This is a genomic window from Caenimonas sp. SL110 (assembly GCF_001044395.1).
Taxonomy (GTDB): Bacteria; Pseudomonadota; Gammaproteobacteria; order Burkholderiales; family Burkholderiaceae_C; genus Ramlibacter.
In genome coordinates, this window is the sequence record NZ_JANU01000034.1 from 15,405 (window position 1) to 38,004 (window position 22,600).

Here is a 22,600-nt window from a genome sequence, read left to right on the forward strand (position 1 = left end):
ATGAAAACGATTCGCCGCCTGATCTACCGCGAGGTGCTGATTTCCGTCCTGTTTGTGACGGTCGGCTTTCTCGCCCTGTTCTTCTTTTTCGATTTCGTCGATGAGCTGCCCAACATCAACCGTGGCGTCACGGGTTACCGGTTGACGCAGGCCCTGGGCTATGTGGTGCTGCGCCTGCCGAGCCATCTTTATGAGCTGCTGCCCATCACCGTGCTGATCGGCACCATCTTCGTGATGGCTCGGCTGGCGCAAAGCTCCGAATACACCATCTTGCGCACCAGCGGCCTGGGCCCCTGGCGCGCAATGCGAACGCTGCTGGCGCTCGGCGCAGTCTTCACCATCCTGACGTTTGCAGCGGGCGACTACCTGGCCCCCGTGTCTGATCGCAATGCGCAACTGCTCAAGGCCCGCGTCGATGGCGGCCTGAGCATCGGGCAGACGGGCGCGTGGCTGAAGGAGCGGCAGTCGAACAAGACCTACAACGTCAATGTCGCGGCCATCACGCCGCAGGGCGACATGGAACGGGTGCGCATCTTCGAATCCGATGCGCAGGGCTTTCTTGTTTCAGTGACGCAGGCGCCCAGGGCGAAATTCGGCAGGGACGGCGCCTGGATGCTCGAGAACCTGGAGCGCAGCGAATTCAGCTCGCCGGGCGCGGAGTCAGCAAAGGTGCAGCGAGTCAACCTGCCCAGCCTGCGCTGGCCGACTGAAATCACGCCCGAGATGGTCTCGGTGGCGCTGCTCAAGCCCGATCGCATGAGCACGATCGACCTGTTCCAGTACGTCCGCCACCTCGAAGCCAACGCCCAGTCGGCGCAGCGCTACGAAATCGAGTTCTGGCGCAAGGTGTTCTATCCGCTCAGCTGCATGGTGATGGTGGTTCTCGCCCTGCCCTTTGCGTACCTGCATTTCCGTTCGGGCGGCATCACGAGCTATGTTTTCGGCGGCGTGCTGATCGGCATCAGCTTCTTCTTGCTGAACAACGTGTTCGGCTACGTCGGCAATCTGCAGAACTGGAGGCCGTGGCTCACCGCTGCTGCGCCGGGGCTGATCTATTCGGCGTTGTCACTGGGGGCATTTGGATGGCTGGTGTTACGACGATGAGGACAAGATGACGCGGGCTATTGTTCTCTTTGGCCACGGGTCGCGCGATCCGTTGTGGCGTGCGCCGATGGATGCGGTTGCGGCACGGATTGCGCAGCGATCGCCCGCAGTGGTGGTGCGATGCGCGTTTCTCGAGCTCGCGCAACCTGATCTGGGGACTTCAGTGCGCGACCTGGTAGCGGCAGGAACGACGCAGGTCACGATCGTTCCGATGTTTTTGGGCGCGGGTCGGCATGTCAGGGAGGACCTGCCCGTGCTGGTGGAAGCCTTGCGGCGTGACCATCCGGCGCTCGACATTGCGTTGATGGCGCCTGTTGGCGAGCATCCGCTGGTGCTGGATCTGCTCTCGGAAATTGCCTGTCCGCGATAAGCGCCTGATGCCGTCATTGCGGACTTGATCCGCAAGCCATGCAGCGTCCGGCCGGTTTGCCATTGCGGCAGCGGACATCATCCAAGCATGCATAATGAACGACTCTCTTAGTAGAAATTCGATATGAATCTCCACCAGTTCCGGTTTGTGCAGGAAGCCGTACGTCGAAACCTCAACCTGACAGAGGCGGCGAAGGCGCTCCACACCTCGCAACCGGGCGTGTCCAAGGCGATCATCGAACTGGAAGAAGAGCTGGGCGTGGAGATTTTTGCGCGGCACGGCAAGCGTCTCAAGCGTGTGACCGAACCCGGCCAGCACGTGCTCAAGAGCATCGAACTCATCATGCGCGAGGTGGGCAATCTCAAGCGGATCGGCGAGCAGTTCAGCGCTGAAGACAGCGGCACCTTGTCCATCGCCACGACCCATACGCAGGCGCGTTATGTGTTGCCAGTGCCGGTCGCAAAACTGCGCGAGGCCTACCCCAAGGTCAACGTCAGCCTGCACCAGGGCTCGCCCGATCAGGTCGCCCGCATGGTGATCGACGAAATCGCAGAGATCGGCATCGCGACCGAATCGCTGTCGGACTACCCGGAGCTGGTCACCCTGCCCTGCTACGAATGGCAGCACGTGCTGGTGTTACCGCTCAACCATCCGCTGGCAAAGAAGGAACGGATCAACCTCGAAGATCTCGCCGCCGAGCCGATCATCACCTACCACCCGTCATTCACGGGACGCACGCGCATCGACAAGGCGTTCGCAGCGCACAAGCTCACGCCGCGCATGGCGCTGGAAGCCATCGACTCGGATGTGATCAAGACGTACGTGCGGCTGGGATTGGGCATCGGCATCGTGGCCGAAATGGCCGTGCGCGATGACGGCAGCAACGGCGACCTGGCGGTGCGTCCGCTGGGCGCGCTTTTTGGACAGAACGTGGCACGCGTTGCCTTCAAGCGCAGCGCCTACCTGCGCAATTTCGTCTTCAAGTTTGCCGAGCTGCTCTCAGATCGGCTTGACCGCAACCTGATCGCCAAGGCCATGACCGGCCATGTCAATGACTACGAGATGTGAGCGACTGGCCGACTCCAAAATACTGACTCTCATTATGTGCAAATTTAATATTTTGTATAAAATGAGACTCATATGCCAGCAGCAGCTCCGCAGATTAGCGCTCACGCCAAAGCCCAGTTGAAGCATCTGGGGGGGCGCCTGCGCGAACAACGCCGCCGCCTGGGCGCGAGTGCCGTTGAAACTGCCGAGGCTGCGCAGATCTCCCGCCAGACCCTTCATCGCATCGAGTCGGGCGAACCTTCGGTCACCGCTGCTGCCTGGGCGGCCGTGGCACAGGCGCTCGGGCTGGGACTGGCATTGCATGAGTCCAATGGTGCCCCTGAGGCTCTGGCTCACGCCAGGGGCAGCATACCGATCCGCATCCGCCTGACCGACTACCCCGAGCTCAAACGCCTTGCATGGCAACTCGATGAAGAGGCGATCCTCAGCCCTGCGGAAGCGCTGGGGATTTATGAGCGCAACCAGCGCCACCTCGATGAGAAGGCGATGCAGGCGCCAGAACGCCAGCTTCTGGAAGACCTCAGAACTGCCCTGCGAGACGAGCATCGCGATGTTTGAGCGTCAACACCATCAGGCGATTGCCCTGGTGCTCTATGCACTGGACGGCGCACTTCTGGCCGCACACCGGTGCTGGTTCGGCGGAGGCACTGCCATCGTTTTGAAATCTCATGAATTTCGCGAATCGGTCGACCTCGACTTCATGGTCTGTGATCTGGCGGCATACCGGGAGTTGCGGCAGCGCCTCACCACAGAACGCGGCATTTCGGTGCTCCAGCGCGAAGGCGCGCAGCCGCTGCGTCAGGTGCGCGAGGTACGCGCGGACCAGTACGGCATCCGCACGACAGTGAGCGGCGCAAATAAGGACATCAAGTTCGAGATTTTTTTCGAAGCGCGAATCGCATTCGAGACACCTGGCCCGGCTGACCAGATTTGTGGGGTGCACACGCTTGGGGCCGTCGATCTGGCGGCATCCAAGCTGCTGGCCAACTCCGACCGATGGGCCGACGATTCGGTGCATAGCCGCGACCTCATTGACCTGGCCATGCTGAACCCCGGTGCCGACGTACTGCGCGCCGCGATGCAAAAGGCAAAGGGCGCATACGGCGATGCTGTGCCGCGCGACCTCGGCCGGGCGATCGACAAATTGCAAGAGCGCACCGGCAGGCTTGAAGTGTGCATGCATCAACTGAAGATGACGGCGCCAACAGTCACCGTGTGGCGCCGTATTCGGGCGCTGCGCAAGCTGGCGCAATTGGCTTGATCACCCGATGCACAATCATTGATCTCACGAGCAAGAGCCACGCAATGAATCAACCACGCACACCGCACCTCGAAACCAAGCTGCCTTCCGTCGGCACCACGATCTTCACCGTCATGTCGGCGCTCGCCACAGAAAAAGGCGCTGTGAATCTCGGCCAGGGCTTTCCGGATTTCAATTGCGATCCGCGGCTGGTGCAAGCCGTGACAGATGCGATGACCAGCGGACTGAACCAGTATCCGCCGATGCCAGGCGTGCCGTCGCTGCGCGCGGCGGTCGCAGCCAAGATCGAGGCCATGTACGGGCGCAAGTACGACCCGGCCACCGAGATCACCATCACGGCTGGCGCGACGCAGGCCATCATCACTGCGGTGCTCGCCGTCGTGCGGGCAGGCGATGAAGTGATCGTGCTCGACCCCTGCTACGACAGCTATGTACCCAACATTGAACTGGCTGGCGGCACTGCCGTGCGCGTGCCCCTGACACCAGGCACTTTCCGCCCCGATTTCGCGCTGATTGCCGCCGCCATCAACAGCCGCACGCGAGCGATCATCATCAACAGCCCGCACAACCCCAGCGGAACTGTCTGGACGCGCGCCGACATGCTGCAACTGCAGGATCTGCTGGCGCCCACCGATGTGCTCCTGATCAGCGATGAGGTGTACGAGCACATGGTGTTCGACGGCCAGGAGCATCAAAGCGCCGCGCGGTTTCCGGGGCTGGCTGCGCGCGCCTTCATCGTGTCGAGCTTTGGCAAGACCTATCACGTGACCGGATGGAAGGTGGGTTACGTGGCCGCGCCCGAGCCGCTCACGACCGAGTTTCGCAAGGTGCACCAGTTCAATGTGTTTACCGTGAACACGCCGGTGCAGCATGGCCTGGCCCAGTACATGGCCGATCCGCAGCCGCATTTGCAGCTCCCCGCGTTCTACCAGCGCAAGCGCGACCTGTTTCGAGAGGGTCTCAAGCGCACCAAATTTCGCGTGCTGCCCAGCGAAGGCACCTACTTCCAGTGCGTGGATATTTCGCAGGTCAGCGATCTGGGTGAGGCCGATTTCTGCAAGTGGCTCACGACCGAGATCGGGGTCGCTGCGATTCCGCTGTCCGCGTTTTACGAGAGCGGGTTCGACCAGCGCGTAGTGCGCTTTTGTTTTGCGAAGAAGGATGAAACGCTGAATCTGGCGATTGACCGGCTGGCGAAGCTGTAGGCACGGCCGCTGAAGTCATGGATTGCGGGTCGAGCCCGCAATGACCCCACTGGTTGTCATGCCGGACCCGATCCGGCATCCACCGCGCAGCGGCGAGTGCCTTCAATAAGTCAACACTGGATCGCGTTCCTGCAGAACTTCTCCAGTTCACGCACCGTCGCCTGCGCACCCACGCGATGCTTCGCTTTCGCACCGACATCCAGGCTGAGTTTCATTTCGTACTTTCGAAAGAACTCGTCAAACAACTCACCACCCAGCGTCGCATACGCCGTCAAGGTATCGGCCCTGGCGTCGTGCTCCAGCAGCACCGCGCACAGGGGCTGCGGCGCCGGCCCCGACATCACGCGCGCGCCTTGCGCGGGGTCGTACTGGCTGTGCTCGGCGCAGCAGTGGATCATCCCGTCCTGGACGCCCTTGGTCGCCCTGCCTTTCCTGAAGCTGATGAAGCTCACGTCGCGTGTCGGGTACACCAGCTGGTGCGCGCAGATGGCCGAATAGGCGACCACGCTTTTGCCCGTTCCCACACCGCCCGGCCATGAATAGGCATCACGGTCCCTGGTCGAAAGCGAGTGCGGCGGCGCTGCCTTGCCCAGGTCGAGCAGGAAGACCGGCGTCGCCTCGAACGGGTAATGAAAGACATAGTTGACCTGCCGCTTCAGGCGAGATGCGCGGATCGCATCGCCCTTCTCATCGACCAGCAAGGAGCGCTGGTACAGGCGCGGCTTCGCGTCACCGGCAATGGCGCGCGCCTGGAACGCCGCAGACGCGGTAACACATGCGGCAGTTGCCGAACATGAGCCGATAAAACTGCGCCTGTCCATGACTTAAAAAGGTACGCGCGTGCGCCCCGGCCGTCAAACAGGCTTTGTACCGAAGAACAAAGTCCGCATCGACCCGCGATCACCCCCCAATGGTTCCCGTTCAGCTGGTGAGCTGGCCCCACAACCGGTCCAGCCGCTTGATGCTCACCGGCTGCGGCGTGCGAAGCTCCTGCGCGAAAAAGCTCACGCGCAGCTCTTCCAGCATCCAGCGGAATTCCTGCATGCGGTCGTCGACCGCGCCCTTGCGCTCGGCGACCAGTCGCCAGTAGCGTTGTTCTTCGGGTCGCAACTCCGCAAGCTTGGAGGCATCGCGCGCCGGGTCGGCGCGCCATTTTTCCAGGCGCAACGTGATCGCCTTCAGGTAACGCGGAAAGTGCTGCAACTGCGGCCACGGCGTCGCCGCGAGGAAGCGTTTGGGCATCAGGCGCTGCAACTGCTGCGTCGCATCGGCAGTCGCTTCGGGCGCGGATCGGGTGTCCTTGATCTTGCGCGCGGCAATGGCGTATTCGGCCAGCACGGTCGCGGCCAGTCGCGCGACTTCGTTGGCGATCAACGTCAGGCGCGCGCGGCCCTGATCGACGCGGGTCGCAAACTCCTGCGCAGCGGCAGGCAACGGATCCATCAGGAATGCGCGGTCCAGGGCGACTTCGATGATCTGGTCGCGCAGCTCTTCCTGTGTGCCCAGCTGCAAGTATTGCACGGCCATGCGCTGGAGATCGGGGATGTTCTTTTCGAGGTACTTGAGCGCCTCTTTGACCTGCAGCGCGAAGAGACGCCGCAGGCCCACACGGTGTTTGGCCGATGCGACCTCGGGTTCGTCGAAGACTTCGATGGTGACGGCGTCGCCCTTGTCGATGAGTGCCGGAAAGCCGACCAGGCTGGTCGCGCCTTTGCGCACTTCCATGAGTTCGGGGAGTTCGCCGAAGGTCCAGGTGGTGAATTTTTCGTCCGACGCTCCCCTCACCCCAGCCCTCTCCCCCGAGGGGAGAGGGAGTTTGACTCCCCTGTCCGCTACCGCCTGCCGGGCTATTGCTCCCTCTCCCGCCTGCGGGAGAGGGCCGGGGTGAGGGTTCTGCGGGCTTGCCACCTTCATACCCGCCAGAGCCTGGAACGCCCCCCGTGCCTGCGCCCCCAGTTCAGCCTTCAGCGCACCCAGGTTCCTTCCGGTTGCCAACTGCCTTCCATGCTCGTCCACCACCCGGAAGTTCATGAACATGTGAGCCGGCAGCATGTCCAGCTTGAAGTCGGCACGCTTCACATCCAGGCTGGTCTGCGCACGGACGATCTTCAGCATCGCGTCGGTCAGCGAGCCCACGGCCCACTTCTCGATCTCGACCAACTCACTCGCAATCCGCATCGCTGATTCGGGCAGCGGGACGAAACGTGAACGCGGCCTTTGCGGCAAGCTCTTGAGCAGCGCCTGCACCTTGTCCTTGAGCATGCCCGGCACCAGCCACTCGGCGCGGTCTTCGCTGACCTGGTTCAGCACGAACAGCGGCACCGTCACGGTGAATCCATCGCGCGCATCACCGGGCTCATGCAGGTAGGTCGCGGCGCAATCGACGCCACCCATGCGAACGGTCTTGGGAAACGACTCGGTGGTGATGCCCGCCGCCTCATGGCGCATCAGCTCGTCACGCGAAAGCTTGAGCAAGGCGGGCTCGGTGCGCGAGGCTTCGCGATACCAGCGCTCGAAGGTCGCGCCGCCGTACACATCGCGCGGAATGAACTTGTCGTAGAACGCGTAGATCAGCTCGTCGTCGACCAGCACGTCCTGCCGGCGCGACTTGTGCTCGATGTCCTCGACCTGTTTCACCAGCTTCTGGTTGGCCGCGAGAAACGGCAGCTTGGTCTCCCACTGCCCCGCAACGAGTCCCTCGCGGATGAAGATGTCGCGCGCGCCTTGCAGGTCCACGCGCGCAAACGGCACACGACGCCCGCTGTAGACGACCAGGCCGTACAAGGTCGCGCGTTCCAGCGACATGACCTCCGCCGCCTTCTTCTCCCAGTGCGGATCGAGCAGCTGCTTCTTGAGCAGGTGCCCAGCGACATGTTCGATCCACAGCGGCTCGATGTTGGCGATGCCGCGTCCGAACAGGCGTGTCGTCTCGACCAGTTCCGCAGCGACGATCCACTTGCCGGGCCGCTTTTTCAGGTGCGCGCCGGGGTGCTTGTAGAACTTGATGCCTCGCGCGCCGAGGTACACGTCTTCCTCATCGGGCTTCATGCCGATGTTGCCCAGCAGGCCGGACAGCATCGACTTGTGCAGTTCCTCATAGCTGGCAGGCGTGGTGTTCAGCCGCCACTTGTGCTCTGCGACGACCGTGTGCAGTTGCGAATGGATATCGCGCCATTCGCGCACGCGGCGCACGTTGATGAAGTTTTGCCGCAGGAGCTGCTCGTACTGCCGGTTGGAGAGCTTGTGTTCCTTGTTGTGGCCGCCCCTGGCGTCGTGAATCCACTTCCACAGGTTCAGGTATCCCGAGAACTCGCTTTTTTCGTCATCGAACTTGGCGTGTTGCTGGTCGGCCTGTGCCTGCGCATCCATCGGCCGGTCGCGCACGTCCTGCACCGACAGGGCCGATGCGATCACCAGCACTTCGTCGAGTGCGCCGCGTTGCCGGCCTTCGATGATCATGCGGCCCACGCGGGGGTCCAGCGGCAGCTTCGCAAGTTCAGCGCCGGTGGCAGTCAGCTCATTCGCATCGTCCACCGCACCCAATTCATTGAGCAACTGGTAGCCGTCCGAGATCGCGCGGCCGGTGGGCGCTTCGATGAATGGAAAGGTCTCTACACCGCCCAGGTGCAGCGACTTCATCCGCAGGATCACCCCTGCGAGCGACGACCGAAGAATCTCGGGATCGGTGAATCGCGGCCTGCCGGCGAAGTCTTTCTCGTCGTACAGGCGGATGCAGATGCCGTTGGCGACCCGGCCGCATCGCCCCGCCCGCTGGTTGGCCGACGACTGGCTGATCGGTTCCACCAGCAGCTGCTCGACCTTGCTGCGAAAGCTGTATCGTTTGACGCGAGCCGTGCCGGTGTCGATGACGTAGCGGATGCCGGGCACCGTGAGCGATGTCTCCGCCACGTTGGTTGCCAGCACGATGCGCCGCCCGCCATGGCTGTCGAAGATGCGATCCTGCTCGGCTTGCGACAGCCGCGCGAAGAGCGGCAACACTTCGGCATTGCGCGTGAGCGGCTTGTGCGACAGGTGACCGCGCAGGTGATCCGCCGCCTCGCGAATCTCGCGCTCGCCCGGCAAAAAGACCAGGATGTCGCCACCCGCCCCGCCTTGCCACAGCTCATCGACCGCATCGGCAATCGCTTCGTTCAAACCGAAATCGCGCGTTTCCTCGAAGGGCCGCCAGCGCTGCTCGACCGGGAACATGCGGCCCGAAACATAGATGACAGGCGCCGGGCCTTTGGCCGAAGCAAAGTGCTTTGCGAAGCGGTCGGCGTCGATGGTGGCCGACGTCACGATCACTTTCAGGTCAGGCCGCCTGGGCAGGATCTCGCGCAGGTAGCCCAGCAGGAAGTCGATGTTGAGGCTGCGCTCGTGAGCCTCGTCGATGATGATCGTGTCGTAGTTCTTGAGCAGCGGATCGGTCTGCGTCTCCGCGAGCAAGATGCCGTCTGTCATCAGCTTGACCGAAGCGTCTTTGGACAGGCGATCCTGGAACCGCACCTTGAATCCGACCACTTCGCCCAGCGGTGTCTTCAGTTCCTCGGCGATGCGCTTGGCCACGCTCGATGCGGCAATCCGGCGCGGCTGGGTGTGGCCGATGAGCTTGCCCCGCACTGCAGGTGCGCCGTCACGCACTGCTGGTGCGTTGAGCTTGCCGCGACCCATCGCGAGTGCGATCTTGGGCAACTGTGTGGTCTTGCCTGAACCGGTCTCACCGCACACGATCACGACCTGGTTCGCCTCGATCGCGGCTGCAATCTCGTCGCGCTTGGCGGAAACCGGAAGGGATTCGGGGAAGGTAATGCTGGCGGGGGACAAGGGCGACGCGTTCAAAGCCCTCGATTATCTCAGGCGACCGCCGCCACGGGGGCCTGCAGGACGGCGCCGGTGTCGCGTTCCTGCCATGCCACGCGGCTGGGAAAGGTCCAGGCCGTGCGCGCCATGTCTCTCGCGGTGCTGATGACGACCGACGGACGCTCCCCCGGTTGCGCCGACTTGACGCCAACGCCCACCTGCGCTTCCCAGTAAGCACTGCCCGCCTCCAGGTCGGCTGGCGCGGCGCTGGTGCTGAGCGCCACGGGGCGCTGCAACCTGTCGGCGACGGTGGCCGCCAACCCGGCCAGCATGACTTCATCGTCGAAACCGCGCACCAGCAGCAGGAACCCATCGTCGCCGAGCCGGCCTGTTTCGACCTGCGCCGGAACGCAGCGGCGCAGGCGGCTCGCGCAAACAAACAGGGCATGGTTCACCGCTGCGCGGCCATGAAGTTGCTCCAGCGTGTAGAAATTGCCGATGGCCACCGCAATCACACCGAGCGGTTGCGAGCCGCTTCGGGCCTTGTCGAAAAACGCGAGGCCCACCATTTGCCCCGTCTCCGAATGGGATCGCATGCGCGTGATCGGGTCATAGCTCGGGCCGTGTGCCACCACCTCGCGCAGCTCGATCAGGTACGAATAGCGAATCCACAAGGCCACAGCCATCACTGACACATACGCCATGCCCGAGACAGCGCTCACGGCATGAATCCAGGTTGCGGCCCCGGCAGGATCGCGCGAAATCCACGCAACGCCGGCGATGGCCACGATCATGAAAGACACCCCCGTCACGGCCCACCAGGCCAGGCGGTCACCGCGCTGCGCGCTGCGCACGCAAACCACCAGCATGCCCACCGCCATCGCCAGCGTCGCCACGGTCGACAACAAGGCCGCATCGGGCGCAGACAGCAGCCAACCTGCACCGATGACGCCCAGGGCGAAGACCAGCTGGCCGACTTTCAACTGCCGGGCCCGCACCGGGTTGCGCATCGTGCCCAGCATGGCGAGCACCATCAACCCCAGCACCGATGCCGAAATCACCGAAATGTGGGCGAGCCACCGCCAGCGGGTGGACGCATCACCGAACGCAATCCAGCCGATGTAGGCGGCCATGAACACGGCAGAAATGAGCGCGAAGAGGAACGCCGTCAGGCCCACCCTGCGCATCGACTTGTGAAAGCCGCCGAGCGAGCCGGCCATGAGCAGCGCCACCGTGCCAAAGTAGCCGCCCCAAAAGCCAACTGCAATCGAATCCATGGCGCAAACCATAGCGTCACGCGCGCGCGCTGGCAACGAGCCTATCCCTTACACTTTGCCGCGATCCCCTGCGCCCCAGCCCAGCGCCCTCCCCACCACCCTTTGCCAACGCCCACCGCGAGCCTCGATGTCCACCGTCTTCAATTTCACTTTCGTTCCGTGGTTTCGCTCGGTGGCGCCCTATATCCACATGCACCGCGGCAAGACCTTCGTGGTCGGCATCGCCGGTGAGGCGATAGCGGCAGGCAAGCTGCCGCACATCGCGCAGGATCTGGCACTCATCCAGAGCATGGGCGTGAAGGTCGTGCTGGTGCATGGCTTCCGGCCGCAGGTCAACGAGCAGCTCAAGGCCAAGGGGCACCAGGCGAAGTACTCCCACGGCATTCGCATCACCGATGAAGTCGCGCTCGATTCGGCGCAGGAAGCCGCAGGCCAGCTGCGCTATGAGATCGAAGCCGCATTCAGCCAGGGCCTGCCCAACACGCCGATGGCCGGTTCGACGGTACGGGTCATTTCGGGCAACTTCATCACGGCGCGTCCGGTCGGCGTGCTCGACGGCGTGGACTTCAAGCACTCGGGGCTGGTGCGAAAGGTGGACGTTGGCGGCATCACACGCACGCTCGACTTCGGCGCGATGGTGCTGCTGTCGCCTTTCGGCTTTTCACCGACCGGCGAGGCGTTCAACCTCACCATGGAAGAAGTGGCGACCAGCGTTGCGATTGCGCTGCAGGCCGACAAGCTCGTCTTTCTGACCGAAGTGCCCGGCGTGCGCGTGAAGCCGCTGGAGCCCGAAGATGAAGACAACCCGATCGACACCGAACTGCCCCTGGCTGCGGCCGAACAGCTGCTGGCCCAGTTGCCGCCGGCGCGAACGCCGACCGACACCGCTTTCTACCTGCAGCACTGCGTGAAGGCGTGCAAGGCCGGCGTCGAGCGCAGCCACATCATTCCCTTTGCCACCGATGGCGCCTTGCTGCTGGAGGTGTACGTGCACGACGGTATCGGCACCATGGTCATTGATGAAAAGCTTGAGGAACTGCGCGAGGCCACACCCGATGACGTGGGCGGCATCCTGCAACTGATAGAGCCGTTCGAAAAGGACGGGACGCTGGTCAAGCGCGACCGCACCGAGATCGAACGCGACATCGCCAACTACACCATCATCGAACACGACGGCGTGATCTTCGCGTGCGCGGCGCTGTACCCCTACCCGGAATCGCGCACCGGCGAGATGGCCGCGCTCACCGCCTCGCCCCAGAGCCAGGGCCAGGGCGACGGCGAAAAGATCCTCAAGCGAGTCGAGCAGCGCGCCCGCGCGATGGGTCTCGATAGCATTTTTGTACTCACCACCCGCACCATGCACTGGTTCCTCAAGCGCGGGTTTGTGCAGGTCGATCCCGAGTGGCTGCCTGAAGCGCGCAAGCGCAAGTACAACTGGGACCGAAAGAGCATGGTCTTTGTGAAGAAGCTCACCTGATCGCTGTGCAGGGTTAACCGCCACCCGCTATTTGTAAAAATTCACAGTGGGCGGAATTTTCAGTGCTATAAATTGGTAGTTACTTACAACTGGATACTACAGAGGAGCGACCATGGCACGCGTACGGTACGACGGCGAAATCATTTATTTGTCAAGCTTTGACTCGGAGTGGGGCGATGCGCCAACACTCTCTTTCGAAGTTGGCGGCGACGATATTTTCATTGGCGAAGACCACGCCATCAACGTCACGGCCTACGGCGACGGCGAGGACATGTACGGCTCAGCCCGCGGCGGAGCCGATGCTATGACTTCGGGCTCCGACGGCGAAGACATCTTCTTTGCCGGTGACGCGCTGTTCATGAGCGGCCATTCGGTGGGCGGCAGGGATTACCTTTCCGCCGACAACAACTCCGAAGTCCGGTTCGTCGGCGATGCGGGCGACACCATGTCTGGCAATGCCAGGGGTGGCAACGACACCATCATGGGCTCTGGTGCCGTCTCTGACAGCTCCACCAGCACCACTTTCCTGACGGCCTCGTTCGTGCCGGTGTCGCAGGGACCTTCGTACGCCAGCAGCATACTGGTCGGCGACGCCTACTCCTTCGGCAATTGCGACAGCGATCTCGACATGAACGCGCGCGGCGGCAAGGACGAGATCATCGGGCGTGGAGCCCACGCTGGCGACGGCGGCGACGCCTACTCCACGACCATCGAGGTCGGCGACGCCTACTCGATGTGGGGTGACAGCAAGGGTGGCAATGACTCGCTGGAAGGCGGCAGCTCCGGCGCCTCCGATGATGGCCAGGCGGTCAGCATCAACATCATGAACGGCGATGGCTACCGTATGGGCGGCGCCTCCCAGGGCGGCAAGGACTCCATGTGGGGTGGCGGCGCGTGGGCAAGCGATGGAGGCGAGGCGGTCGCCTACAACATCATGGCTGGTGATGGCTACATGATGGACGGCACATCCGGCGGTGGCAACGATGCCATGTACGGCGGAGACGCCGAGGTGGGGTCCGACGGCTATGCAGTCGTATTCAACGTGATGGCCGGTGACACATTCGACGTGTATGACACCGTGGAAATGGGCAAGGACAAGCTCACGGGTGGTTCGGGCGACAACGGAAACGATGGTTACGGCATCGCGATCAACCTGATGTTCGGCGATGTGGGCGAGGTGGACTCGTTCATGTTCTCCGACTCGTTCCCGATCTTCTTCCCGCCAATGAGCGGCAAGGTCGCTACCGACGAGATCGCCGGAAAGCGCGGTTGGGAGCCCATCGATCACGGCAACGACGTGCTGACAGGCGGCGAACACAACGCGCTGAACATACTCATCGGTGATGCGATGCTGATCAGCGACGGCGACGTCGGCGGCAACGATGAGCTGTATGGTGGCGGAGCCGATACGATCAACCTCATGGTTGGCGACGGCTACGTCATGTACGAATACGGCGTCGGCGGCAACGACAAGCTGTATAGCGGCGTCGGAAACGACATGATGTTCGGTGATTCGATGCAGGGCTACTTCATGCCGGCCCGCATCGATCTGATCGCGCTCGACGACGGACCGATGGACGCCCAGTTCGGCGGTGCCGACAAGTTCTACTTCGACCGCAACAACGGCCACGACCAGATCGGTGACTTCAACGCCTGGCAGGGGGACAAGATCGTCCTGCGAGCCCTTGGCGACGAAAGCGATGACTTCGCCTACTTCGCGGCGTTCCAGGCGTCTGGCCGCATCGAAGAAGTCGAAGGTGGCGTGCTGCTGCGTCTGGACGTCCACAGTGCGGACAGTGAGAGCAACACGGTGATGCTGGTCGGGGTGAACATTGAAGAGTTGACCGCTTCCGCGTTCATCTTCTGACGCCCTGCCCTTGCGTTGCAAGGGCTTGAGGCCATGAGGCGCCGGCTAACCCCCGGCGCTTTTTTTTGTTCGAGCGAGAATAGCTACATGAATATCATCGACGCCATCCGGCACCACTCGCGCGTGCGGCCGTTCGACATCGCGGTCATCCACTCTTCCGGAGCCGCCAACTACCTGCAGCTCGCCACCGCTGTTGCCGGCCTCGCCGCGCGGCTGCGCAGCGAAGGCATAGAACCCGACACGACTGCGGCGATCTATGTGTCCGACGGCTACCTGCACCTCGTACTGATACTGGCCGCCATGCTCAACGGCACGCGCACGGTGTCGGCCCAGCCCAACTATGAGCCCATCCCTGCCGGCGTCCCGGTGGACCACTGGCTTTGCGACCGAACACTCGGGTTCTCGCCAAAAGGCAATGTGGTGCAAGTCAGCGCCGCGTGGATCCCCGACACGGGTCCCGATGCGCGTCCATCGTTGATGGGCACCGGTTTTCCAGATCCCCATGCGGTGTGCCGCATGTACACGTCGTCGGGCACGACTGGAACGCCCAAGGTCATCGGCCACAGCACGCACACGCTGGAGATGATGGCCACCCGCCAGCTGTCGCTCGAACCCATCAGCCAGGGTCCCAACCTTTGCATGATGTGGCTGTCGACCATCGGCGGATTTGGCACGGCGCAGACCACGCTCTGGCACGGCGCAACGCTCGCGCTCGCAGTCAATCCGCAGAAGGTGCTGCGCTGGATCAACCTGCACAAGGTCGTGAACCTGCGTGCTTCGCCGCAGCAGCTGCAGGGCCTGGTAGCCATGGTCTCCGGGCGACCGGTTCGCTTTCCGAGCCTGCAGCGCATCGAAGTCGGCGGCTCGTCGATTCCGCCCGCTGTGATGATGGGTGCGCGCGCAACCATGTGCTCCAACCTCGTGGGCATCTACGGTTCGACCGAAGCTTCACTGGTCGCGCAGGCGCCGGGTTCGGTGCTGTACAAGCATCCCGACGCGGCTGGTTTCGTGGTGCCGGGCGCCGAGGTGCGTATCGTCGACGATGCCGATCAACCCGTCCCCCACGGCGTGGAAGGGCATGTGCAGATCCGCACGCCCTACATGATCAGCGAGTACATGGGCGATCCGGTCAACTCCGCCAAGGCCTTTCGAGGTGGCTGGTTCGTGCCCGGCGACATGGGCATCCTGCGCGCGGACAACCTGCTTCGCATCACCGGCAGGTCCGACGAGATGATCAATGCGGGCGGCGTGAAGCTGAGCCCAATGGCTGTCGATGAGTTCCTGCTGAAGGTCCCCGGGGTGAAAGACGCCGCGACATTTGCATACCGCAGGCCGGGCAAGAACGACGAGGTCTGGGCCGCAGTGGTTGGCGGCGAAAACTTCAACGAACAGGCTGTGCTGGCGACCGCCCGTGCGCATCTCAACTCTCGCGCACCGGTCAAGCTGGTGCTGATGGACGAGATTCCGCGCAACGCCATGGGCAAGGCGCTGCGCCAGCAACTGTCGCAGGAAGCCAGCGGTACCTAGACCGGCCTATCGACGAAGTTGCCGCACCGCGAGGACCAGCCCGACCAGTGCAAAGAACGCGAACCAGAGGAACGACCAGTTCGCAATCGACGCACCGAGAAAGGTCCAGTCGATCTTGGTGCAGTCACCGCTGCCCCTGAAGATCATCGGGATCACGCGCTGTAGCGGAAAGGTCTCGATCATTCCGTAGAAGTCGCGGCCGCACGATGCGACCTCGGGCGGATTCCATTGCAGCCAGCTCTGGCGTGCCGCGACGAAAGCGCCGAACCCGGAAACCAGCACCATGAGGCCGCTGCCAGCCGCAAGCAGCCTCGGGCTCCTTGCGATGGCGGTGATGCCGGCAATCAGCGCCACCAGCACGAGCGCATAGCGCTGGACGATGCACATGGGGCACGGCTCAAGGCCAACCACGTGTTGCAGGTAAAGGCCGAAGGCCAGCATGCCCACGCAAACGGCGGCTACCAGGGCCAGCACCTTGCGCGGTGCGCCAAGCGCCCGGCGCGCTTCATTCACAAACCAGTGGAACAACTTCGCTACCCTCCAGACCGGGCGGCCTTCAGGCGGCGCCCTCCACAAACACACGCGCGCGCCGCGGTGTCACCACCAGCGTCTCGCCCTCTCGCAACCCCATCTCGCTGAACTGCTGCGCCGGAATCTGCGCCTCGATGATGGAATCGTCATTGCCTCCCGCCGGTTGGTTGTCGCCGACGGGAATAAGTTCCAGACGGGCAATCGGGCCGACGACGATCGCACGGCTCAATTGCACCACGATTCCGCGCTGCCGCCCTGCTTCGTCCACATCCTGGCCGGGCGTGTAGCGTTGCACATCGAGATCGTGCGGCCGCACATAGGCAGAGGCCTTGGCGTTTTGCGCGCCCGCGTGTTCGGGCGAGACGATCTGCATGCCTTCCAGATGCACCTCGCCTTCATGCGCGCGGCCGTGGAACAGGTTCACATCACCCAGGAAGCCATACACGAACGGGCTCGCAGGATGGTCCCAGACCTCTTGTGGCGAGCCGATCTGCTCGATGTTGCCCGCATTCATCAGGACGACCCGGTCGGCCACTTCAAGCGCTTCTTCCTGATCGTGCGTGACGAAGATGCTGGTGACATGCAGCTCGTCGTGCAGGCGGCGCAGCCACCGGCGCAATTCCTTGCGGACCTTGGCGTCGAGCGCACCGAACGGCTCGTCGAGCAGCAGCACCTTGGGCTCCACGGCCAGCGCGCGTGCCAGCGCAATGCGCTGGCGCTGCCCACCCGAGAGCTGCGACGGAAAACGATCGGCCAGCCAGTCGAGCTGCACCAGACTGAGCAAGTCATGGACCTTCTTCTTGATCTGCGCTTCGCTGGGACGCTGCGAACGCGGCTTGACCCGCAGGCCGAAGGCCACGTTCTCGAACACGGTCATGTGCCGAAACAGCGCGTAGTGCTGGAACACAAAGCCCACCTGGCGCTCGCGCACATGCACGTCGGTGGTGTCTTCACCCGAGAACAAAATGCTGCCCGCATCGGCCGTCTCCAGGCCCGCGATGATGCGCAGCAAGGTCGTCTTGCCGCATCCCGATGGCCCGAGCAATGCGATGAGTTCACCCGACTCGATGTCGAGCGACACATCGCGCAATGCGTGGAAATCGCCGAAGCGCTTGCTGACGTTGCGGATTTCGATACTCATGATTTGGACCCTGTGTTTTCGCTCCCTACCCCGCTGGGGGTGGACTGGGGTGGGGGCTGCGGCCGCTCCGGCGGCGTCGCCCCCGCAGCCTTCATCTCCTGCTCGTGGCGCCACTGCACCACCGACTTGATCGCCAGCGTGACCAGCGCCAGCAGCGCGAGCAGCGACGCCACCGCGAACGCGGCGACCGACTGGTATTCGTTATAGAGAATTTCAACGTGCAGCGGCATGGTGTTGGTCTGCCCACGGATGTGGCCCGACACCACCGACACCGCGCCAAACTCGCCCATCGCCCGCGCGTTGCAGAGAATCACGCCGTAGATCAGGCCCCACTTGATGTTGGGCAGCGTGACATACCAGAACGTCTGCCAGCCGGTTGCGCCGAGCACGATAGCTGCCTGCTCTTCTTCCGTCCCCTGCGCCTGCATCAACGGGATCAGTTCCCGCGCAATGAAGGGAAACGTCACGAAGATCGTCGCCAGCACGATGCCGGGCACCGCAAAAACGATCTTGATGTTGTGCTCGGACAGCCACGGACCGAGCCAGCCCTGCGCGCCGAACACCAGCACATAGATCAGGCCTGCGACCACGGGCGACACTGAAAACGGCAGGTCCACCAGCGTCGTCAAAAAGGCCTTGCCCCGGAACTCGTACTTCGCAATACACCACGCCGCTGCGATGCCGAACACCAGATTCAGCGGCACCGAAATCGCCGCTGTAATCAGCGTCAACTCGATGGCCGACCAGGCATCGGGCTCCTGCAACGCAGCGAAGTAGGCGGCACCGCCCTTGCGCAAGGCTTCGACGAACACAGCGCCCAGCGGCAACACCAGAAACAGCAGGATGAAGACCAGCGCAATGCCGGTCAGCGTGTAGCGCACCCACGGCGCCTCGGTCGTCTGGACCCGTTTGCTTGCAAGTGATGTCATACGCCACCCGACCTTCTGCGTTGCCAGCCCTGCAAGGCATTGATGACCAGCAGCAGCACGAACGACATCATGAGCATCACCACGGCGACAGCCGTTGCACCTGCGTAGTCGTATTGCTCCAGCTTGCCGATGATGATGAGCGGCGTGATCTCGGAGACCATGGGCACGTTGCCCGCGATGAAAATCACCGAACCGTACTCACCGATCGCGCGGGCAAACGCCATCGCAAATCCCGTGAGCAGCGCCGGCGCAATCGCCGGAAAAATCACCCGCGTGAAAGTCTGCCAGCGCGTGGCGCCCAGGCACATCGCGGCTTCTTCGAGTTCGCGCTCGTTGTCTTCGAGCACGGGTTGCACCGTTCGCACGACGAATGGCAGGCCGATGAAGATGAGCGCGATCACCACACCTGCCGGCGTGAACGCCAGCTTGATGCCCATCGGTTCCAGGTATTGCCCGAGCCAGCCATTGCCCGCGAGCAGCGCAGTGAGCGAAATACCGGCAACGGCGGTCGGCAACGCAAACGGCAGATCGACCAGCGCATCGACGATCTTCTTGCCCGCGAATTCGTAGCGCACCAGCACCCACGCCACCAGCAGGCCGAACACCACATTGACCAGCGCGGCGATCAGCGAAGCACCGAACGTGAGCCGATACGACGCGACCACCCGGGGTGAACTCACAGCCGCCCAGAACTGGTCCCAGCTCAGCGTGAAAGTCTTGAACACCAGCGCCGACAACGGAATCAGGACGATGAGGCCGAGATAAAAGAGGGTGTAGCCCAGCGTCAGGTTGAAGCCGGGCAGCACCTTGCGGCTGCCGCCGCGCACGGTGCTCATCGCGTCACTTCACGGTGTAGATCTTGTCGAACTGTCCACCGTCGTTGAAGTGCACCTTCTGCGCCTGCGAGAGCGAGCCGAACAATTCCTCTACCGTGAACAGCTTGACCGGCTTGAAGGTCGATGCGTACTTCTTGAGCACCGCAGCCGAACGCGGGCGGATTGAATGCTTCGCCGCGATCTCCTGGCCTTCATCCGAATAGAGGAAGTTCAGGTAGGCCTTTGCCAGATCCGCCGTGCCCTTTTTGGCGACCGTGCGTTCAACAACCGCAACCGGGTTCTCGGCCACGATGCTGGTCGAGGGATACACCACATCGACCTTGTCCTTGCCGAATTCCTTGTTCACCGACTCGACTTCGGACTCGAACGTGACCAGCACATCGCCGGTATTGCGCTGCAGGAACGCGGTGGTCGCATCGCGGCCACCACGCGCCAGCACGATGACGTTCTTGTACAGCTTCGTCATGAACTCCTGCGCCTGCGCATCGGTGGCACCCTGCTTCTTGATATAGCCCAGCGCGGCCAGATACGCGTAGCGGCCGTTGCCGCCGGTCTTGGGGTTGACCACCACCACCTGTATGCCAGGCTTGGTCAGGTCGTCCCAGTCCTTGATGCCCTTGGGATTGCCGTTGCGGGTGAGCAGCAGCATGGTCGAGGTGGTCGGTGCTGCGTTGTCCGGGAAGCGCTTGTTCCAGTCTTTCGCGACAACGCCCTTCTCGGCCAGGAACTCGATGTCGGTCGTGGTGTTCATCGTCACCACATCAGCGTCGAGGCCGTCGGCCACAGCGCGCGCCTGTGCGCTCGAACCACCATGGGCCTGGTCGATCTTGACGTCCTTGCCAGTGGCTTTCTTGTAGGCCGGGACAAACGCTGCGTTGATGTCCTTGTAGAACTCGCGAGCGACGTCGTACGAGGCGTTGAGCAGCGTCTGCGCGCTCGCGACACTGCTGGCGGCCAGCAAGGCGCCGGCCAGGATGAGATGGATTTTTTGTTTCATGATTTCAATGCGTTACTGCAGGCACGCATTTTGGGACGCATCCCACCGCTTCCAACGACCGTGTTGTTGTTAGCTAATGGGCAATCGGTATAAGCCGCCCACCGTGTTCAGAGCAGGGGCCGCAACTCCCTGGCGGCTTCCAGCAACAGGGGCAAGAGGTCGCTCTGCATCTGTGCAGCCTGCAACTTCTGGGGCGGCGCGACGACGTTGAGCGCTGCAACGGTCTGGCCCTGCATGTTGCGAAGCGGCACGGCCAGCGCGTGCACACCGAGCTCGTGTTCCTCGCTGGCCACACAAAAATCCTGCGTCCGCACCTGGTCGATCACCGCGCGAAATTCACGCGGGTCCACGGTGGTGTGCGCTGTCAGCCGGGCCAGTTCGCGGCCCTTCATCCAGGCATTGAACGCAGCGCGGGTCGTCGCGGCGAGCAGCACCCTGCCCGTGGACGTCGCGTGTGCGGGCAGGCGCGCACCCAGATGCAGACCATACGCGAGCACGCGCGTCGAGCCGCTGCGGGCAACGATCACGACATGATCGCCATCGAGGACCACAGCCGAAAACGACTCCGATGTGTGCACGGCCAGTCGATTGAGCGTGGGTTGCAGCAAGCGCGGAAGCCGCGCCGAAGCGAGGTAGCTGCCGGAAAACCGAAGCACCTTGGGTGCCAGCCAGAAGTAGCTGCCGTCGGTCTCCAGATACCCCAGATGCGTGAGCGTGAGCAAATGCCTGCGGGCCGCCGCACGTGTGATGCCCGCGCGCTGCGAGGCCAGCGTGGCGTTGAGCCGCTGGCGCTCGGTGTCGAAGCTTTCGAGCACCGCCATGCCCTTGGCCATGCCTTCGATGAAGTCCGCTTTGGCGATCATGTGTGTCGTCCCGAGATTGCGCGATCATCGCGCAGACTGCGCAATGATCGCACAACACCCGATTCGCGCGATGGCATGGAGTGCCGGGGGGCCCTACGCTCGCGGTTCACTTCCAAGGCATCTCATGCGCACCCAGGTCGCCATCATCGGAGCGGGCCCATCCGGCCTGCTCCTGGGCCAGCTCTTGTACAAGGCTGGCATTGACAACATCATCTTCGAGCGCCAGAGCGCGGACTACGTGCTGGGCCGCATCCGGGCCGGCATCCTTGAAGAAGTGACCGTTGCACTGCTGAACGAAGCCGGGGTGGGCGAACGGGTGCAACGCGACGGCGTCGTGCATCACTCGATAGAGCTGGTGTTCGCGGGGGCGCGTCATCCGATCGACGTTCACGGCCTGACGGCCGGAAAGGTCGTCACCGCCTACGGACAAACCGAACTCACGCGCGACCTGATGGAAGCGCGCGCGGCTGCCGGTCTCACGACGATCTACGAAGCGGGCAACGTCGTGCCGCAAGGATTCGACGGCGAACAGCCGTTCGTGACGTGGACGATAGATGGCGCGACGCATCGCATGGATTGCGACTTCATCGCAGGCTGCGATGGCTTTCATGGCGTGAGCCGCGCAACCGTGAAAGATCGCGTCCGCGAATTCGAGCGGGTGTACCCGTTCGGCTGGCTGGGTGTGCTGTCCGATACACCGCCCGTGTCCCCTCACGCCATCGTGTACGGCAACAGCGAGCGGGGTTTTTCGCTGTGCTCGATGCGCAGCCTCACGCGTAGCCGCTACTACGTGCAGTGCCCGCTCGACGACAAGGTCGAAGACTGGAGCGATGCGCGGTTCTGGGATGAACTGCGTCGACGCCTGGACCCCGCTCTGGCCGAGGCCATCGTGACCGGCCCGAGCATCGAAAAAAGCATTGCGCCCTTGCGCAGCTTCGTGGCCGAGCCGATGCGCTTCGGTCGCATGTTCCTGGCCGGCGACGCCGCGCACATCGTGCCTCCGACAGGAGCCAAGGGTTTGAACCTTGCAGCCACGGATGTGAAGTACCTCTCGACGGCGCTGATCTCGTACTTCAAGGACAGCACGAACGAAGGCATCGACAGCTACTCGGGCAAGTGCCTGTCTCGCATCTGGAAAGCCGAGCGTTTCTCGTGGTGGCTCACCAGCCTGATGCACCGCTTCCCCGACACCGCAGGCTTCGGGCAGCGCATGCAGGACGCGGAGCTCGATTACCTGGTCCACTCACGCGCGGCATCGACGGTGCTGGCAGAGAACTACGTCGGGCTGCCACTCTGAGGCGGAGCCGCTTCGCGGTGGATTGCGGATCAAGCGAAGTAATCGGCCCC

19 protein-coding genes are annotated in these 22,600 nt (G+C 63.1%); 10 read left to right on the plus strand and 9 right to left on the minus strand.

What is annotated here, in order from left to right; all coding sequences use genetic code 11:
- From lptG to AQ12_RS16465, 6 genes are all read left to right on the plus strand, one after another.
- Complete coding sequence (lptG, locus tag AQ12_RS16440; protein ID WP_048441036.1) at positions 1–1,104, plus strand: LPS export ABC transporter permease LptG; 1,104 nt, start codon at positions 1–3, stop codon at positions 1,102–1,104.
- A gap of 7 nt (positions 1,105–1,111) precedes the next feature.
- Positions 1,112–1,474 (plus strand): sirohydrochlorin chelatase, encoded by a 363-nt coding sequence (locus tag AQ12_RS16445; protein ID WP_048441037.1) that lies wholly within the window; start codon positions 1,112–1,114, stop codon positions 1,472–1,474.
- Between the two features lie 123 nt (positions 1,475–1,597).
- Positions 1,598–2,542 (plus strand): CysB family HTH-type transcriptional regulator, encoded by a 945-nt coding sequence (locus tag AQ12_RS16450; protein ID WP_048441038.1) that lies wholly within the window; start codon positions 1,598–1,600, stop codon positions 2,540–2,542.
- 117 nt (positions 2,543–2,659) lie between these two features.
- A complete protein-coding gene (locus AQ12_RS16455) occupies positions 2,660–3,100 on the plus strand; it encodes a helix-turn-helix domain-containing protein (protein WP_193387994.1) in 441 nt (146 codons plus the stop codon).
- Positions 3,093–3,803, plus strand: a complete 711-nt coding sequence (locus AQ12_RS16460) for a nucleotidyl transferase AbiEii/AbiGii toxin family protein (protein ID WP_048441040.1) — start codon at positions 3,093–3,095, stop codon at positions 3,801–3,803. The genes AQ12_RS16455 and AQ12_RS16460 overlap by 8 nt, the downstream gene beginning before the upstream one ends.
- Positions 3,804–3,847: 44 nt before the next feature.
- Positions 3,848–5,008, plus strand: a complete 1,161-nt coding sequence (locus tag AQ12_RS16465) for a pyridoxal phosphate-dependent aminotransferase (protein WP_048441041.1) — start codon at positions 3,848–3,850, stop codon at positions 5,006–5,008.
- 110 nt (positions 5,009–5,118) lie between these two features.
- On the opposite strand, the gene AQ12_RS16470 is transcribed toward AQ12_RS16465, so the two are convergent.
- The 3 genes from AQ12_RS16470 to AQ12_RS16480 form a co-directional block, all read right to left on the minus strand.
- On the minus strand, positions 5,119–5,829 hold the full coding sequence (locus tag AQ12_RS16470) for a Rieske 2Fe-2S domain-containing protein (protein ID WP_053076771.1): 711 nt from the start codon (positions 5,827–5,829) through the stop codon (positions 5,119–5,121).
- Positions 5,830–5,929: 100 nt separating this feature from the next.
- Positions 5,930–9,847: an ATP-dependent RNA helicase HrpA gene (hrpA, locus tag AQ12_RS16475; protein ID WP_048441042.1), complete on the minus strand. Its 3,918-nt coding sequence runs from the start codon at positions 9,845–9,847 to the stop codon at positions 5,930–5,932.
- A gap of 14 nt (positions 9,848–9,861) precedes the next feature.
- Positions 9,862–11,085, minus strand: a complete 1,224-nt coding sequence (locus AQ12_RS16480; RefSeq protein WP_048441043.1) for a diguanylate cyclase domain-containing protein — start codon at positions 11,083–11,085, stop codon at positions 9,862–9,864.
- Positions 11,086–11,212: 127 nt separating this feature from the next.
- Between AQ12_RS16480 and argA the strand changes: the two genes are divergently transcribed.
- From argA to AQ12_RS16495, 3 genes are all read left to right on the plus strand, one after another.
- Positions 11,213–12,562, plus strand: coding sequence for an amino-acid N-acetyltransferase (gene argA, locus AQ12_RS16485; protein ID WP_048441044.1), 1,350 nt, complete (start codon positions 11,213–11,215; stop codon positions 12,560–12,562).
- A 112-nt stretch (positions 12,563–12,674) separates the two neighbouring features.
- On the plus strand, positions 12,675–14,429 hold the full coding sequence (locus AQ12_RS16490) for a hypothetical protein (protein ID WP_048441045.1): 1,755 nt from the start codon (positions 12,675–12,677) through the stop codon (positions 14,427–14,429).
- Between the two features lie 87 nt (positions 14,430–14,516).
- A complete protein-coding gene (locus AQ12_RS16495) occupies positions 14,517–15,956 on the plus strand; it encodes a class I adenylate-forming enzyme family protein (protein WP_048441046.1) in 1,440 nt (479 codons plus the stop codon).
- Between the two features lie 6 nt (positions 15,957–15,962).
- Here AQ12_RS16495 and AQ12_RS16500 read toward each other — a convergent pair whose 3' ends face one another.
- The 6 genes from AQ12_RS16500 to AQ12_RS16525 all read right to left on the minus strand — a co-directional run bounded on the left by AQ12_RS16500 (position 15,963) and on the right by AQ12_RS16525 (position 21,253).
- The gene (locus AQ12_RS16500) at positions 15,963–16,484 is read right to left on the minus strand and encodes a disulfide bond formation protein B (protein ID WP_238587743.1); all 522 of its coding nucleotides are present in this window, start codon (positions 16,482–16,484) and stop codon (positions 15,963–15,965) included.
- A gap of 28 nt (positions 16,485–16,512) precedes the next feature.
- A complete protein-coding gene (locus AQ12_RS16505; RefSeq protein ID WP_048441048.1) occupies positions 16,513–17,628 on the minus strand; it encodes a sulfate/molybdate ABC transporter ATP-binding protein in 1,116 nt (371 codons plus the stop codon).
- Complete coding sequence (gene cysW / locus AQ12_RS16510; RefSeq protein ID WP_048441049.1) at positions 17,625–18,557, minus strand: sulfate ABC transporter permease subunit CysW; 933 nt, start codon at positions 18,555–18,557, stop codon at positions 17,625–17,627. Before cysW ends, AQ12_RS16505 begins: the two co-directional genes overlap by 4 nt.
- Positions 18,554–19,393, minus strand: coding sequence for a sulfate ABC transporter permease subunit CysT (gene cysT / locus AQ12_RS16515; protein ID WP_048441050.1), 840 nt, complete (start codon positions 19,391–19,393; stop codon positions 18,554–18,556). The genes cysW and cysT overlap by 4 nt, the downstream gene beginning before the upstream one ends.
- Before the next feature lie 4 nt (positions 19,394–19,397).
- Positions 19,398–20,390 (minus strand): sulfate ABC transporter substrate-binding protein, encoded by a 993-nt coding sequence (locus AQ12_RS16520; RefSeq protein ID WP_048441051.1) that lies wholly within the window; start codon positions 20,388–20,390, stop codon positions 19,398–19,400.
- Between the two features lie 107 nt (positions 20,391–20,497).
- Positions 20,498–21,253 (minus strand): IclR family transcriptional regulator C-terminal domain-containing protein, encoded by a 756-nt coding sequence (locus AQ12_RS16525; RefSeq protein WP_048441052.1) that lies wholly within the window; start codon positions 21,251–21,253, stop codon positions 20,498–20,500.
- Positions 21,254–21,377: 124 nt separating this feature from the next.
- On the opposite strand from AQ12_RS16525, the gene pobA reads away from it, so the two are divergent.
- The gene (gene pobA / locus AQ12_RS16530; RefSeq protein WP_048441053.1) at positions 21,378–22,550 is read left to right on the plus strand and encodes a 4-hydroxybenzoate 3-monooxygenase; all 1,173 of its coding nucleotides are present in this window, start codon (positions 21,378–21,380) and stop codon (positions 22,548–22,550) included.
- Positions 22,551–22,600 lie beyond the last annotated feature (50 nt).

Bases quoted from the DNA above. Each gene is read 5' to 3' on its own strand.
- pobA (WP_048441053.1), top strand. From the start codon at position 21,378: ATGCGCACCCAGGTCGCCATCATCGGAGCGGGCCCATCCGGCCTGCTC.
- AQ12_RS16520 (WP_048441051.1), bottom strand. From the start codon at position 20,390: ATGAAACAAAAAATCCATCTCATCCTGGCCGGCGCCTTGCTGGCCGCC.
- AQ12_RS16465 (WP_048441041.1), top strand. From the start codon at position 3,848: ATGAATCAACCACGCACACCGCACCTCGAAACCAAGCTGCCTTCCGTC.
- AQ12_RS16445 (WP_048441037.1), top strand. From the start codon at position 1,112: ATGACGCGGGCTATTGTTCTCTTTGGCCACGGGTCGCGCGATCCGTTG.
- AQ12_RS16495 (WP_048441046.1), top strand. From the start codon at position 14,517: ATGAATATCATCGACGCCATCCGGCACCACTCGCGCGTGCGGCCGTTC.
- cysT (WP_048441050.1), bottom strand. From the start codon at position 19,393: ATGAGCACCGTGCGCGGCGGCAGCCGCAAGGTGCTGCCCGGCTTCAAC.
- AQ12_RS16460 (WP_048441040.1), top strand. From the start codon at position 3,093: ATGTTTGAGCGTCAACACCATCAGGCGATTGCCCTGGTGCTCTATGCA.
- cysW (WP_048441049.1), bottom strand. From the start codon at position 18,557: ATGACATCACTTGCAAGCAAACGGGTCCAGACGACCGAGGCGCCGTGG.
- AQ12_RS16470 (WP_053076771.1), bottom strand. From the start codon at position 5,829: ATGGACAGGCGCAGTTTTATCGGCTCATGTTCGGCAACTGCCGCATGT.
- argA (WP_048441044.1), top strand. From the start codon at position 11,213: ATGTCCACCGTCTTCAATTTCACTTTCGTTCCGTGGTTTCGCTCGGTG.
- lptG (WP_048441036.1), top strand. From the start codon at position 1: ATGAAAACGATTCGCCGCCTGATCTACCGCGAGGTGCTGATTTCCGTC.
- AQ12_RS16490 (WP_048441045.1), top strand. From the start codon at position 12,675: ATGGCACGCGTACGGTACGACGGCGAAATCATTTATTTGTCAAGCTTT.
- AQ12_RS16525 (WP_048441052.1), bottom strand. From the start codon at position 21,253: ATGATCGCCAAAGCGGACTTCATCGAAGGCATGGCCAAGGGCATGGCG.
- AQ12_RS16505 (WP_048441048.1), bottom strand. From the start codon at position 17,628: ATGAGTATCGAAATCCGCAACGTCAGCAAGCGCTTCGGCGATTTCCAC.
- AQ12_RS16450 (WP_048441038.1), top strand. From the start codon at position 1,598: ATGAATCTCCACCAGTTCCGGTTTGTGCAGGAAGCCGTACGTCGAAAC.
- AQ12_RS16480 (WP_048441043.1), bottom strand. From the start codon at position 11,085: ATGGATTCGATTGCAGTTGGCTTTTGGGGCGGCTACTTTGGCACGGTG.